At 67.1% G+C, this 14,135-nt stretch carries 14 protein-coding genes and 1 tRNA gene; 7 read left to right on the top strand and 8 right to left on the bottom strand.

Features of this window, described 5'->3' with window-relative positions; genetic code table 11:
- Positions 1 to 427: 427 nt before the first annotated feature.
- Positions 428 to 1,792 carry a pentapeptide repeat-containing protein gene (locus tag ACIBI9_RS50615; RefSeq protein WP_397234244.1) on the bottom strand — a complete coding sequence of 455 codons (1,365 nt, stop codon included), beginning with the start codon at positions 1,790 to 1,792 and terminating at the stop codon, positions 428 to 430.
- 357 nt (positions 1,793 to 2,149) lie between these two features.
- Here ACIBI9_RS50615 and ACIBI9_RS50610 point away from each other — a divergent pair, with 357 nt between their 5' ends.
- Both ACIBI9_RS50610 and ACIBI9_RS50605 read left to right on the top strand, forming a co-directional pair.
- Positions 2,150 to 2,731: a hypothetical protein gene (locus ACIBI9_RS50610; RefSeq protein WP_397234243.1), complete on the top strand. Its 582-nt coding sequence runs from the start codon at positions 2,150 to 2,152 to the stop codon at positions 2,729 to 2,731.
- Between the two features lie 440 nt (positions 2,732 to 3,171).
- Entirely contained in the window at positions 3,172 to 4,218 is a 1,047-nt protein-coding gene (locus tag ACIBI9_RS50605; RefSeq protein WP_397234241.1) for a tyrosine-type recombinase/integrase, read from the top strand.
- A gap of 372 nt (positions 4,219 to 4,590) precedes the next feature.
- Here the strand turns inward: ACIBI9_RS50605 and ACIBI9_RS50600 are convergent, their stop codons facing one another.
- From ACIBI9_RS50600 to ACIBI9_RS50580, 5 genes are all read right to left on the bottom strand, one after another.
- Complete coding sequence (locus ACIBI9_RS50600; protein ID WP_397234239.1) at positions 4,591 to 4,917, bottom strand: hypothetical protein; 327 nt, start codon at positions 4,915 to 4,917, stop codon at positions 4,591 to 4,593.
- Positions 4,918 to 5,022: 105 nt separating this feature from the next.
- On the bottom strand, positions 5,023 to 5,346 hold the full coding sequence (locus ACIBI9_RS50595; RefSeq protein WP_397234237.1) for an ATPase domain-containing protein: 324 nt from the start codon (positions 5,344 to 5,346) through the stop codon (positions 5,023 to 5,025).
- Positions 5,339 to 5,659: a hypothetical protein gene (locus ACIBI9_RS50590; RefSeq protein WP_397234235.1), complete on the bottom strand. Its 321-nt coding sequence runs from the start codon at positions 5,657 to 5,659 to the stop codon at positions 5,339 to 5,341. Before ACIBI9_RS50590 ends, ACIBI9_RS50595 begins: the two co-directional genes overlap by 8 nt.
- 452 nt (positions 5,660 to 6,111) lie before the next feature.
- Positions 6,112 to 6,522, bottom strand: coding sequence for an STAS domain-containing protein (locus ACIBI9_RS50585; RefSeq protein ID WP_397234233.1), 411 nt, complete (start codon positions 6,520 to 6,522; stop codon positions 6,112 to 6,114).
- A gap of 149 nt (positions 6,523 to 6,671) precedes the next feature.
- Complete coding sequence (locus ACIBI9_RS50580) at positions 6,672 to 6,926, bottom strand: MerR family transcriptional regulator (RefSeq protein WP_397234282.1); 255 nt, start codon at positions 6,924 to 6,926, stop codon at positions 6,672 to 6,674.
- Positions 6,927 to 7,921: 995 nt separating this feature from the next.
- On the opposite strand from ACIBI9_RS50580, the gene ACIBI9_RS50575 reads away from it, so the two are divergent.
- The 5 genes from ACIBI9_RS50575 (at position 7,922) to xerC (ending at position 12,703) form a co-directional block, all read left to right on the top strand.
- Positions 7,922 to 8,110 (top strand): hypothetical protein, encoded by a 189-nt coding sequence (locus ACIBI9_RS50575; RefSeq protein ID WP_397234231.1) that lies wholly within the window; start codon positions 7,922 to 7,924, stop codon positions 8,108 to 8,110.
- 148 nt (positions 8,111 to 8,258) lie between these two features.
- Positions 8,259 to 8,474, top strand: a complete 216-nt coding sequence (locus ACIBI9_RS50570; protein WP_397234229.1) for a hypothetical protein — start codon at positions 8,259 to 8,261, stop codon at positions 8,472 to 8,474.
- A gap of 551 nt (positions 8,475 to 9,025) precedes the next feature.
- Positions 9,026 to 9,232, top strand: coding sequence for a cold-shock protein (locus tag ACIBI9_RS50565; RefSeq protein WP_020545593.1), 207 nt, complete (start codon positions 9,026 to 9,028; stop codon positions 9,230 to 9,232).
- Positions 9,233 to 9,586: 354 nt separating this feature from the next.
- Positions 9,587 to 11,014: a DEAD/DEAH box helicase gene (locus ACIBI9_RS50560; protein WP_397234227.1), complete on the top strand. Its 1,428-nt coding sequence runs from the start codon at positions 9,587 to 9,589 to the stop codon at positions 11,012 to 11,014.
- A 408-nt stretch (positions 11,015 to 11,422) separates the two neighbouring features.
- Positions 11,423 to 12,703, top strand: a complete 1,281-nt coding sequence (gene xerC, locus ACIBI9_RS50555; RefSeq protein WP_397234225.1) for a tyrosine recombinase XerC — start codon at positions 11,423 to 11,425, stop codon at positions 12,701 to 12,703.
- Between the two features lie 72 nt (positions 12,704 to 12,775).
- Here the strand turns inward: xerC and ACIBI9_RS50550 are convergent.
- Together ACIBI9_RS50550 and ACIBI9_RS50545 are read right to left on the bottom strand one after the other, a co-directional pair.
- Positions 12,776 to 12,851 (bottom strand) — tRNA-Lys (locus tag ACIBI9_RS50550).
- Between the two features lie 49 nt (positions 12,852 to 12,900).
- The gene (locus ACIBI9_RS50545) at positions 12,901 to 14,055 is read right to left on the bottom strand and encodes an acyl-CoA dehydrogenase family protein (protein ID WP_397234280.1); all 1,155 of its coding nucleotides are present in this window, start codon (positions 14,053 to 14,055) and stop codon (positions 12,901 to 12,903) included.
- Positions 14,056 to 14,135: the final 80 nt, after the last annotated feature.

Below are 14,135 nucleotides of genomic sequence, written 5' to 3'. Positions count from 1 at the left end.
CCGGTCATGGCGTTGTTCCGGTCTCCATGTCAACACCCCCTTGATCCCCAGTGTGGTGGTCATCGTGTTGGTGTGCTGAGCCGGTGTGGGAGGGTCCATGACCGGGGTGGACCTCATTCGGCCTCGGCTGCCTTCTTTGCATTCTCGATCCCGACGGCGATCCGGCCCGGCCCGAACACGTGCGTCTCCGGATCGCCATCGAACCTGACCGTAAACCACCAGATGGGCTTCCCGCGGTCTCGCCCCCATGAACGATTTGTGATCGTGCCGTCCCGCATGGCATACCCACCGGGCGCAACCATCGGTATGCGAACGCGCATACCGGGACGCCACTCATCGCCCCATCGCTTTTCCATGGCTTATAGCTCATCAGAGGTGCGGGTAGTGCCGCAGTCATAAGGCCGAGCTGTTGGTAGGCACTCCTGTGTCAATCCTCCGGCTCTTCCTCCTGCCCGCCGTCTGGCACCTCCTCCGAGGCCAGGCGCAGCGTAGACCACCCGTCCGCCGCCGGAACCTCCCGCCACTGTGGCGGCCACTTCCGCAGCACCTCACTGGGCACCGGTGCCAGCCGCACACCGGTCAGCTCCGCCGCCTCCAAACCTTGTGCCCCGTCGAACACGGCGGCGTCGGCGAACGTCACTTCCTCGAACCCAGTGGTGCCCGTGAAGGTCGCCTGGTCGAATCGGGCAGGACCGGTGAAGGTCGCCCGGTCGAATCCGGCGGGACCAGTGAAGGTCGCTCCGTAGAAGGCTGCGGTGTCGGTGAAGGCCGCCCCATGGAACACGGCAGTGTCCGTGAAGTTCGCCCGGTCGAACCCGGCGGTGCCCGTGAATGTCGCTTCGCTGAACGCGGTGAAGCCTGCGAACGTCACCTTGCCAAACCAGGCAGTGTCGGCGAACGTCACCTCCTCGAACCCAGTGGTGCCCGTGAAGGCTGCCTCATGGAACCAGGCGGTGCGGGTGAAGGTCACCCTATGGAACCCGGCGGTGCCGGTGAAGGTCGCCCCATCGAACTGGACGGGGGCGGTGAAGATCGCCCCATCGAACCAGTTGGTGCCGGTGAAGGTCGCATCGCTGAACCGGGCCTCGCCGATGTGGCAGTCACGGAGGTCGAAGTCGACCAGAGTCGCGCCGGTGAGGTCGAGGCGGGTAGCGGGCCAGTGCCACGGGTTGGGCTCGGTGCGACAGCGTCGCAGCCAGCGCCTGGATGGGGCCGGGACGTAGCGTAGGAGGTTGGCCAGGGTGCGCTGGGCGGTGAGGCGTACCTGCAGTTCCTCGTGCGGGTCCCGGCCAACGGCCACGCCCAAGTGTGCCGCGTCCTTAGCACGGGCGGCCCGCTGCGCTGCGCGGATCCTCTCGCCGCGCTCGGGGGGCGGAATGTAGGGCATGCGGAGGTAGGCGCAGATCACGTCCACGATCGTCTGGCTCAGCACCGGAGTGTCCCGGGCTAGGCGTTCCAGGGCGTACAGCCCGCCGAGGCGGACCGGGGCCTGGTCGTTGCCGAGCTGCTCGACAGCTTTGGTGTACAGCTCGGTGACCCGACGCTCGCTAGCGTCGTGCTCGGTGCTCGCGGCGACGACCTCGTGGTGGCGCTGCCGGCGGAAGGCCAATATCAGCGTGATCGCTGCACCTGCGCCCGCCCCGGCGGCGAGCGCAGTACGGACGATCTCGATCTGCGCAGTCGCTGCCTCGGCACCTTTCAGCGGGGGCAGGCCCGACATTAGCCACCACGCGGTGACCCCCACCGCAACAACGACCGCCGCCACGGCCGGGATGATCCACCACAGGCGCATATGTGCTAGTCCAGCCTGCGCACGGTAGTCGGCCAGCCAAAGACAGGCCAACGCGTGATTTGAGATCCACACAAGAGATCAAATTGGGCCAGGCGCCATCGTCATGCCTCGGGCGTGTCCTTGCGTGGCCGGCCGCCGCCGGTGCCTTGTCCGGGGCGCTTCCAGCTCGTGATGGTGGCGGGCCGCCATACGGAGGTGTGGCCGATCATCTGGTGTGCGGGAGGGAGCTCGCCGCGCTCGCGATGGCGTAAAACATCTATCAATTGATCTCAATGAGCGCTCCGACCTCAGTGAACGGTGATCATTGAAGGCTACCTTTCATTCCCGTGAGAGACGTACGGCCAACAGGAGATTCGCGTGAACAGCATAGTTAAATTCGCGGCAGTTCTAGCCATCTCGACCATCGCCACCGTTATTGGCGGTTCCAGCTCCCCGGCGCTGGCCGATGGTCATCCGGTCATCGACATCATCGACGATGTCGCACCGAATGCGGAGGTCCTCTCTAACCTGCTCCCGAACATGAACGTGGCACCTTCGATACTGTGCATTCCTACAGCGAGCAATTCAAACGACGTCAAGGGCAACAACAACCAAACAACCACGAACCAGACCAACAACTGCACGCAGAGTACACAGCAGACAGCACCGCCGCCGCCAGACAATGGCGGGGACGGCATTACCGGCTACGAGGTGGTTAACGGGCCTACTGACAACGTCCCACCCAACAGCACTGTCGCCTTGCAGCTCGCGCAGTGCCCGGCGGGGAAGAAGGCCACTGGTGGGGGCTTCATCGCGAGTGGTGCCGGCAATGATGGAACATTTGCCATCCAGGACAACGCTCTAGGCAGTGGATCAGGCTGGGTAGTGACTGTGACGAATACGACAAACGATCCGGCTCAGGCGCGAGCCATAGCCGTCTGTGTAGACGCCCAGAGTTAATTGAGCCAACGACGAGAACCCCCGACTGCCGGAAGGATCAGTTGGGGGTCCCATTGTTCACTCGATCTCGGCGTCGCCGCGTCGGGTGCGGCAGGGCGGGTTGGAGGTGCGGGCTAGCTGCGCCGACGTCTCGCCTTGACGTGGAGCCATCGCCCAGAACGTCAAAGCCCCAGACATCCAGCCTGAGGCTTTTGGTTTCTTATCCCGAGATCAAACAGACTCAATTCAATATCGTCCTGCTTAAGCGACTGCATAAGCTTTTTGAAGTCGGAGCGCGATGTGCGCCCAACACGAAGACCCCGGCGCCAAAGTCCGGCGCCGGGGTCTTCTCTGCGGGTCGGGAGAACAGGGAGCCACGTCTCGGCTATGGCCGCCTGCCAGCATCACACCTTCCCGCTGGCAGTAGTCGGTGCACGTCGAGCGCGCCCAGGTGGCGGCCGATGCACTCCTGCCCGAGGATCTCCCAGTACTCAGCGGCGCGGGCGCGCGCACGCTGCTCCAACGCGCGCAAGCAGGCCACCTGGGTACGCAAGGGGGAGGAGGCGCCGGGCCTGTGGCAGCGCCGTCGGTTAGGCCCCGCGCGGATCCACCGCATCCACGCCACCATCTCCTCCGCGCTCGGCTCGGCCCACAAGCGCAAGATGATCGGGCACAACCCGGCCGAGCACGTCGAGCTGCCCAAGGCGCCGCGCCGGCGCCCGGTGGTGTGGACCGCGGCCCGCGTCGAGGCGTGGCGCAAGACGGGCAAGCGGCCCGCGCCGGTGATGGTGTGGACGCCCCAGATATGCGGGGCCTTCCTCGATTTCTGCGAGGAGGAGGAAGAGCGGCTGTACCCGCTCTATCACCTGGTCGCCACGAGGGGCTTTCGGCGCGGCGAGGTATGGGGACTGGAGTGGCCCAACGTGGACCTGGAGACCAAGACCCTGGCCCTGCTGTTGGGCGACGACGATGGCGACGAGGTCGACGACGACGTCAGCCTCAAGAGCGAGTCGAGCTGGCGCACGGTGTCGCTGGACGACGAGAACGTACGCCTGCTGAAGGCGTGGAAGGCGTGGAAGGCGCGGCAGACGCGTGAGCGCCTGGCGGCGAGGGAGAAGTGGGTCGAGTCCAGTCGCGTGTTCACCGACGAGCTCGGCGCGCCGCTGCGGATCGACTACATCGGCGACCACTTCGACGTCTTGGTCGGCCAGGCCGGGCTGCCGCCGATCCGCCTGCACGACCTGCGGCACTGTGCGGCCACGTTCATGCTGCTGGCGAAGGTGGACAAGAAGGTGGTGTCGGAGACGCTCGGCCACTCGCAGTACGCCTTCACTCAGGACGTCTACACGAGCGTTGTGCCGGAGCTGGCGGAGGCGGCTGCGGAGGCCACGGTGGCGATCATCCCTCGCAAGAGGAGGGGCGGGGCGTCTGGGAAGACTGGCGACCGGCCGGCGGGGGGCGGCGAGGTGGTCGCGCTGGTCCATGGCGAGGGCGCCTCGCCGTCATGATCGTTAGGGGGATGGTCCGGCATTGGTCCGGCACGGCCGTTGTCGATCTTTGCCGGATGGTTAGTTGACCAAGGGATGTACTGGTAGGGCGCCCGGGGCTCGAACCCGGAACCTACGGATTAAAAGTCAGTTCTCAATGCCGCCCACTATCGAATCGTGTCCTTTTGTGCCGCGATGTCATGCGTTGCCCGTGCTCAAAATGTCCGAGGATGCCGCCCGGTGGTATGCCGTATCAGGTGCCGATGAGCATCCACCGAGCAACCGTGCAACGGTTGGCATCCCTTACCATGCGCACTTCTCGGCTGGCCGGGCAGTGTGGCCACGTGAATCCCGCTGGTGCGGATCGCTGGTCGCCAGGTATGGAAGGGCTGGTTACTCGGCTGTGAGGCCGGCGTCGTTGAGCCGCTTGATGAGGCTGGGCTTGCCCTGATGTCGTTTCCGGAGGTGGGTGAGGCGCTGGGTGAAGGCGCCGGTGTGTTCGTCGCGGAGGGCCAGGGCGTGCAGGTCGCGTAGGAGGTCGACGGCTTGGTCGTACTGCCGTCGCTCCTGTTCCCGGCGGGCCTGTTCTTCGGCGCGCCGGGCCGCCTCCTGCTGCTCGCGTACGTGGCGGCGGGCGGCGGCGGCGTCCAGCAGTTCGGCGATCGTCCGCCCCGTCTCCACCTCCCGGCCGGTAATTCCGCCGCCGAACTCGCGCAGCACTCCCACTGGACCTTCGCGCCGTCTTCCTCGACCGCCCGCAACAGCAGCGCGTCCTTGCGCTTGGCGGGCCCCCGCGATAGCGCAGCGCCCGGAAGCTGTCGATGATCAGAAGCGAACATGGCTGCCGCTCGGCCCGTCGTCGAGCTCGCCGCTGAGGTCCTCGAACAGCACCGACCGGCCGACGCGGTCAGGGGCGAAGAACGCCAGGGCTTCGCCGAAGTACAGGATCTTGCTCAGCGGTTCCGCGACGGTGCTGAAGTAGATCGCGGGTAGTTGCTCGGTCCCGTTCGCGAACGCGTATTGCTGCGCCAGTACGGTCTTGCCGCTGCCCGGCAGGCCCGCGATGAGAGCGATCGACGGGTTGATCAGACCACCGCCGAGGATCACGTCGAGTCTGGGCTGCCCGCTCGCCAGCCGCCGCTCAGGCATGGGGTACCTCCGAGGCGACACCTGTGGCAGACGGCTCGATCAGCAGCCGCACCGCCACCAGCACCTGCAGCGGATGCACCGGATTGCGCAGGAAGCGGCTCGATCGCAGGTTCGCAGGCGACGGAAGGATCGACATGGCCAGGACCGGAACTCCCGCCTGCGTCAGGTCCTCGCAGAGCTGGACGGTCAGCCCGTTGGAGGTCATCAGGTCGGCGATCGCCAACCGAGGTGGGCTCACCGACGCGGCGCGGCCGTCCTCTGCCGATCCCGTCACCACCGTTGGGTGGCCTTCGGCCTCCAGGAACGAGGACAACGATCGGCCGGCGAACCTGTCCACCATCCACGAGGAGCACCTGCGGCGGGGCCGAATCAGCCGCTGCCGCGCTCGCGTGCGTGGTGCGGACGGGCACCCGTAGCCGGACCGCGGTGCCCTGCTCGCCGTGCCGGCGCGGCCGGATCGTCACCTCGTCGGCCACTGCGAGGACGATCCGCAGGCCACGCCCGCGATCGTCGATCGTCGAGCCGACTTCGAAGACGCCCTCATCGGACACGGTGATCCAGACACCCTGGTCGGTGTCCTCCCACCGCACGCAGATGACCGGTTATCGGAGGGGCCGGGCTGCGTGCGGCAGAAGGGGGTGTCGGCACGTGCGGTTCTCCCGGCGCCTCCATGTGCTCTCCGGGAGATCTTGACCGCCCTTAACCCATCGCCGCCCCGGGGCACGGCCCTGAGCGAGCCTGATCGGACGGCCCGGGGGCGGACGGTCAGCCCGCTTCCTGCGGCTTGGGTGATGGTGCGGTCGGTGTTGCGGTCACAGTCTGGATGGCCTGCTCGAGCGATGGCGCTACCTGGAAGACGGTGCGCAGGCCGGTGATCGACAAGATGCGTTCCAGCCTGGCCGGCAGTTGCGTCAGCACCAGGCCGGCCTGCTGCCGACGGCTCTGCTCCAGCAGCAGTACCAGGACGCCGACGCCCATGGAGTCGCAGAAGGTAACGCCGCTCAGATCCATCACCAGCACGCTGGACGGGGCGACCTCCCAGGGGTCTTTGACCTGGCGGTGCAGCAGGCCGGCGAATTGGTAGTCGAGTTCGCCGGCCGCGCGCGCCACGATGTAGTCCTCGTGCACGGCGATGGAGACGGTGAAGCGCTCGGCGGAACGGTGGTCCTCGGTCACGGGACGTCTTTCCTGGGGGAAGGGACGGTCAGCTTCGACGGTCAGCTTCGACGGCCGGCGCCGCGCGGGCCTTGCCGTCATGGGCTGTGGTGGGCTGCCGGGCGTGGCCGGTCCTGATGCCCCCGGGTGCGGCCGGGGGCCGGGAGCGGTCAGTGGCGCTGGCGGAGTTCTTCGTTGATGCGCAGCGCCTCGGCGAGCTGGTCTTCCAGGATGATGATGCGGCAGGCCGCCTCCAGCGGGGTGCCGGCATCGGCGAGTTCGCGGGCGCGGGCGGCCAGGCGCAGTTGGTATCGGGAGAAGCGGCGGTGACCGCCCTCGCTGCGTAGCGGCTCGATCAGCTTGGCGGCGCCGAGGCTGCGCAGGAACGCCGGGGTGACGCCGAGCATCTCGGCGGCCCGGCCCATACTGTAAGCGGGGTAGTCCTCATCGTCGAGCCGCTGCCCGAGGCTACTGACCGCCTCGGCTGGCTGGCCGGCCGGGTGAGCGCCGGTTGGGTGGGGCTGCTCCCGCCTGGAGATGGTGGTCAATGCCTGAGGTGTTCGATCCATGCAACCTTCCGAATGCAGACAGGGGCCCCGGCGCCATGATGCGCCGGGGCCCGCATGAGGTTTAACACCATCGACCGGCCTGCTGGCCGGTCCACTTGTTCCGCATCTGGCCGCTCGATGGGGCGGGATGCGGGGATCGCATAAGCGTGACCGTAGACCACCGTCCTGTTCGTGGAGCTGCGGTACCCGTGCGGCAATCTGCAGCCGGCGACGGGCGATCCTGATGGCGTTCAACACTCCCTTCCGATGTATCCGTACCTCGACACCCCGACCTCTGGTGTCGGCTTTGTGCAACGGCAGCGCGTCCATCACCCGGGCCCTGTTCAACTGCGCTGGCCCCGGCAATCCGACCTTCTGCCTTCACTTCGTTCTGTACTCCTGCGTCCACGTCCGTCCGGGCAGTTCATCGTGGTGCTCGTCATGCGCTGCCCTCGTGGATCTGTCTCTTGCGATGTAAGGAACTCTAGCCGCCCCCCGCACGAATGTCTACTGTTGCGACTACAGATTTCCTTCGGCGTGTCAGGTAGGAAGTTGCCCTCCCGCCACATGATCGACGTGAGAAGCGGGCAGGGTCGGGGGCGAGGTGATGGCGATGAGCGAGCACGACCAGGGTCATGATGGAAGCCAAGAGCGAGGGGGCGATCAGGGGCGGGGAGATGGGCTGGCGATCGTGGTGTGGCATTCGGCGGTGTGCCCGGTGATGGGCCTGCGGGGTGAGCTGCGCACCACGACGGCCGCCGGCTTTACCCAGGAGGCGGACCACGTCCTGGTCGGCCGGCCCGCCGCGGTGGTGGTGGATCTGTCACGGCTGGCGTTCTGCGACTTCGAAGGCGTGGGCGCGCTGATCGGCGGTGGAGCGGCGGGCGCGCGAGCTCGGCGGTCGACTGGTGCTGGCCGGGGTGCAGGGTCGGTGCGCGCGGCTGCTGCACCGCACCGGCCTGGATCGGATCTTCCGGCTGCTTCCCGGCCCGGCGGTGACCGGCGGGGCAGGCCCGTCGGGCGCCGTGCCGAGAGGCTCCGCGCAGCTGGTCGCCGGGTAAACCCCGGCCAGGCCAAGGATCATGACAGGCGCGGCAAAGGTCGTTTTGGCTGGCGGCAGGCCCTACCGGCCTCGGCGCGGAACGAATCTAGACTCGGCTCGATGAACCTAGCGAAAACCCTGCCACGGCTCCGCATAGAGCGACCCTGGTGATCACTTTCATCATCTTCGGCATCGCGGCCGTCACGGTCCTGGAGATCGCGCTCTACCTGGTCCTGCTCGGCCTGGCCGCTGCCGAGTTCGCCTCGTTGCTGCGTCATCACCCGCGCGGCGCTGGCGGCGGGCTACGCCAGCTGGCCGCTGGCGCGCGGCACATCTGGCCCGCCGCCAAGAACGCCGTGGCGGGGCGCTGGGTGGCGCGCTAACCAGCGCCGGGGCTGCTCCGGCTGGAAGGTTCGTCCGTCCTGGCCGGTGCCGCCTGGTAATGCGGGTGCAGGCGCTACGCGCTTAGCTGATCCTCGACCGGCGAGCGGCCCGCTGCCGCCGGGTACCGCGCCGACCTGCTGGTCTGCTCGGCCGTACAGGCAGGCCGCGCTGGCCGGGACACTTGCGGGCCCGGAACCGTAAGCCTTTCCCAGCCTGAATCTCGATGAGCTGCAGGACGAGGAGATTGCCTGGCCGAAAGGGGTGGCGCGGTGCGGGCAACAGCGCAGTTGAACCTGGAACTTGCGGGTCAAGGCGGCAATGGCGCGCGGATGATGCCGACGTTGGCGGGGGCATGCGCAGCACGGCCACACGTGTGCTAGATTGAACCTAGTTGCAGTTGTGGTACCCATAAAGACTTGTGTGCACCTGACGGTATGTAGCCTCAGGTGCATTTTTTGTTTTCCGGTCATCTCCGGGTGTGGTCCTATCGCGGCGACGCGGAATCCGTTCGATGCGGATTTCGGCTTTGCACCTATCAAAGGAGATCAACATGGCTTCTGGCACCGTGAAGTGGTTCAACGCGGAAAAGGGCTTCGGCTTCATCGAGCAGGATGGCGGCGGCGCCGACGTCTTCGCGCACTACTCCAACATCGTCGCCAACGGCGGCTACCGTGAGCTGCGCGAGGGCCAGAAGGTGGCCTTCGACGTCACGCAGGGCCAGAAGGGCCCGCAGGCCGAGAACATCGTTCCCGCCTGACACTGACGCACCACGTAGCCGGGGCCCGCGCCAGCAGGGCGCGGCCCCGGCGCGTTGCTTTTGTGGCATCCATCGTGCCGTGATGGCCTCACAACCCGAGAAGCACAGCGTGTCTGTTCTTCCGCCGCACACCGGATGCACCACCGATGGCTCCGATTCGGGCACAGGCCCCGCTCCAGTTCTACGGCGCGGCAGCACAACCGCGTTCTTCGGCGAAAGCCGACCATTTCGACGTACGAGCCAGGCCGTTTCCGCCGGTTCGACTCGTCTTTTCTTCGGCTCGTGCTCGCTGTTCTTGTGCCGCTCATCGCACCGAGAACCACCTGACACGTGCCGCATCGAGGAAGGTTCTGCATGAACCACGCAACTCGCGCGCACGATCGCAACTCTTCGCCCCGTACGGGCGGCTCCGCCCGAAGCAGGGGCGGCCGATTCGGCTTTCCGGCCAAGGGCCGTTCAGGCCCCTCCAGCCGGGGCGGCAACGGGCGGCGTCCCGCCGCGCTCCAGGGAGAGTTCGCGCTGCCGGTCACCGTCACCCCGGCCCTACCCGCAGCTGCGACATTCGCTGAGCTGAGCATGCCGCCCGCAGTGCTGAAGGTGCTCACCGGCCTGGGCTTGAACGAACCGTTCCCGATCCAAGCGGCCACGCTGCCGAACTCCCTGGCCGGCCGGGACGTCCTGGGGCGGGGGCGCACCGGGTCGGGCAAGACACTCGCCTTCGGCCTGGCCCTGCTCGTCCGCACCTCCGGACAGCGGGCACAATCGCGGCGACCGCTTGCCCTGATCCTCGTCCCCACCAGGGAACTGGCCCAGCAGGTCACCGATGCGCTCACACCGTACGCCCAAGCACTGAAGCTGCGGCTGGCCACGGTCGTCGGCGGCATGTCGATCGGCCGCCAGGCCCAGGCGCTGCGCAACGGCGCGGAGGTCGTCGTCGCGACCCCGGGACGGCTCAGGGATCTCATCGAGCGTGGCGAGTGCCGCCTGGACCAGGTCGGCATCACCGTGCTGGATGAGGCCGACCAGATGGCCGACATGGGCTTCATGCCGCAGATCACCCACCTGCTCGACCAGGTGCGCCCAGGCGGCCAGCGGATGCTGTTCTCCGCCACTCTGGACCGCAACGTCGATCTGCTGGTCCGCCGCTATCTGAACGATCCGGTGGTCCATTCTGTCGACCCCTCGGCGGGCGCGGTCACCACGATGGAGCACCACGTGCTGCACGTCCAGGGCGCCGACAAGCAGGCCACCACTGTGGAGATCGCTGCTCGCGACGGCCGGGTGATCATGTTCCTGGACACCAAGCACGCTGTGGACCGGCTCACCGAACAGCTGCTGAACAGCGGAGTGCGCGCCGCCGCGCTGCACGGAGGCAAGTCCCAGCCCCAGCGCACCCGCACCCTCGACCAGTTCAAGAGCGGCCACGTCACGGCGCTGGTGGCGACCAACGTCGCGGCCCGCGGCATCCACGTCGACAACCTGGACCTCGTCGTCAACGTCGACCCGCCGAACGACCACAAGGACTACCTGCACCGCGGCGGCCGCACCGCCCGCGCCGGCGAGTCCGGCAGCGTCGTCACCCTGGTGCTGCCCAACCAGCGCCGTGACATGACCCGCTTGATGGCCGACGCCGGTATCGTCCCGCAGACCAGCGAGGTCCGGTCGGGCGAGGCCGAGCTGAGGCGTATCACGGGCGCCCAAGCTCCCTCAGGCATCCCCGTGACCATCACCGCACCGTTTGCCGGTCGTCGGTCGGGACGGAACGGCAGACGATTCCGGTAGCAGCGGATGGGGGCTCGCCCAAGGCCAGGCAGTTGAGGCTTTTGGGCTGTTGGCAAGAGTGCTGAAGACACTGGCTGGGCGGTGTAGATACCCGGCCCGATCTTGCGGATGAGTTGGCCGCTGGCCCAGCGAGACAGTTGCCGGTACATGGTGTTGAGGGTGACATCGCCGAGGTGGCCGGCGATGTCCCGGGCTGGTCAGGGGCGGTTGGGGTCTTGGTGGAGCAGGGCCAGGAGCTGCTGCTGTCTGTGGCGCTCGGCCGGGGCGATGGACGACCGACTCAAGGTCGAGAAAGATCGAGGCTAGGAGATCTACCTGATCTTCGTTGGACGTAGATGCTGTTGTTGCCGTCATCTCACGTGACCCAAGCGTGGAGTTAGGGCGATGACATGCGTTCAAGATCGCCACGTGGTGTATCGGCGTTGTGGCTGCGCCGACGCGGTGACAGGCAAGCGGCTGGGAAACCGCTGCGCCCGGCTGGCCGATCCTGCCCATGGCAGTTGGTATTTCGCCGTCCAGGTGACGGACGTGTCCGGACGGCGGCAGCGACTGCGCCGTGGCGGCTTCCCCACGGCCGGGGTAGCGCGGCAGGCCGCCCGCGATATCGCTCAGTCGCTGGAGGGAGCCCCGGTGACCGGGTACTGTACCGTCGCCCAATGGCTGCGCTACTGGTTGTCGGTGGCTGAGCAGCGGATCCGGCCGACCACGTACAAGGCCTACCGCGATCACGTCCGGCTGTTCCTGATCCCGTATCTCGGCCTGATCCCGCTTCGCGGGCTGTCGAGGCGGCACGTCGTGAGGATGTTCTCGAGTGTGGCCCAGCGCCACACCCGTTACGGCAAGCCGATCAGCGCGGCCACCCTGGAAAGGATTCGCGCGACGCTGCGGGCCGCCTTGAACGAAGCCGTCCGGGAAGACGTGATTCATGACAACCCGGCTCGGGGGCTACGGCTACCGTCGCCACGCCACGTCCACCCCATGGTGTGGACCCCACGGCGGGTGGCCGCGTGGAGGCGCACCGGCGAGCGCCCCGCTGTGGCGGTGTGGACGATCGAGCAACTGACCGAGTTCCTCGCCTTCGTCCGTGATGACCGGCTATTCGCGCTGTGGTGGCTGATCGCTCTGCGCGGTCTGCGGCGCGCCGAGGCAGCCGGCCTGCGCTGGATCGACCTTGACACCGACCGGCGCGAACTCACCATTGCCTGCCAGCTTGTCCACACCGACCACGGCCTGTTGCCGTGTCCGCCGAAGAGCGCCTCCAGCCAGCGTGGGATCGCTCTGGACCTCGACACTCTCCGGCTTCTGTACCGCCACGAACAAGTGCAGCGCGATGAACTGGGCATCGATTGGTCGCCGTCAACCCCGATGTTCACCCGCGAGAACGGCGGGGCAATTGATCCCAACTACCTCACCCACCGCTTCCACAAGCTGGTCATGGCCAGCGGCCTTCCTCCGGTGCGGCTGCACGATTTGAGACATGGAGCCGCGACGCTGGCCCTGGCGGCAGGAGCGGATCTGCGGGTGGTGCAGGGCCTGCTCGGTCATGCCAGCATCGTGCTCACCGCCGGCACGTACACGTCGGTGCTGCCGCAGCTTTATCACGAAAGCGCCCGGGCCACTGCCCGGCTGGTCCTCAAAGCGGCTCGCAAGACCGCGCGCAAGGTCAACAACGCCCGCCCTGGTACGTGACTCACATGTGTCTCACCGTGACTCACGATCAGACGACTCGACTACAGAACCGCGGGAAACCCCAGGTCGGAGTGGTAGGGCGCCCGGGGCTCGAACCCGGAACCTACGGATTAAAAGTCCGCAGCTCTGCCAATTGAGCTAACGCCCCTCGCAACAGCAAGGGTACAGAGATTACCGCCCTGTCCGCGACGCCTACATCATCGGTAAGCGGCCAGACCCGTCAGCGCCTCCCCCAGCACCAGCGTGTGGATCTCTTGAGTGCCCTCGTACGTCAGCACAGACTCCAAGTTGTTCATGTGCCTGATCACAGGGTACTCCAGGGTGATTCCGTTCCCGCCCAGGATGGAGCGGGCCTGGCGGGCGATGTCCAGGGCGGCGCGTACGTTGGCCAGCTTGCCGAAGCTGATCTGCCGGGGCTCCAGTTGGCCGGCGTCCTTCAGTGTGCCCAGATGGTGGGCGGTGAGCTGGGCCTGGGCGGTGCCGACGTACATCCAGGCGAGTTTCTCCTGCGTCAGCTGGAACGACCCGATCGGCTTGTCGAACTGGACCCTGGTCTTCGCGTAGTCCACCGCGGCCTCCAGGCAGGCGCGGGCGGCGCCCACGACGCCCCAGATGATGCCGAAGCGGGCCTCTGAGAGGCAGGAGAGGGGGCCGCGGAGGCCGACGACGCCGGGGAGGGCGGCGGAGGCGGGCAGGCGTACGTCGTCGAAATAGAGGGACGAGGTGACCGAGGCCCTAAGGGACAGTTTCTTGTGGATCTCAGGGGCGGAGAAGCCGGGGGTGGAGGTCGGTACGACGAAGCCGCGGATGCCTTCGTCGGTCTGCGCCCAGACCACGGCGACGTCGGCGATGGAGCCGTTGGTGATCCACATCTTGGAGCCGTTGAGGATCCAGTCGGATCCGTCTTTCTTGGCATAAGTCCGCATATTGGCGGGGTCGGAGCCGTGGTCCGGCTCCGTCAGGCCGAAGCAGCCGATCGCCGAACCGGCCGCCATCCGCGGCAGCCACTCCTCTTTCTGCTCGTCAGAGCCATACCGCCAGATGGGGAACATGGCCAGCGAGCCCTGGACCGACACGAAAGAACGCAGCCCCGAGTCGCCGGCCTCGAGCTCGCGGCAGGCCACCCCGTACGACACCGCGTCCGTCCCGGCGCAGCCGTAGCCCTGCAGATGCATCCCCAGCAGCCCGAGGGCGCCGAGCTCGGGCGCGAGCTCGCGTGCCGGGAAGACCGCCTCCTCGAACCAATCGCCCACGTACGGCAGGACGCGGTCGGTGACGAACGACTTGACCGTGTTGCGGATCAGCCGCTGGTCGGCGTCGAGCCGGTCGTCCAGGCGCAGCAGGTCGTCCATCGCGGGTCCCTTCGTCACATAGGGGGCTACCAGGGTTCTACCAGGGGGAATCCTGATGTGCTAATACCGGGTCCACGGGC

Source organism: Nonomuraea sp. NPDC050451 (genome assembly GCF_044458585.1).
The sequence above is the reverse complement of the archived record's forward strand: the minus strand, read 5'-3'. Positions and strand labels throughout refer to the sequence as shown.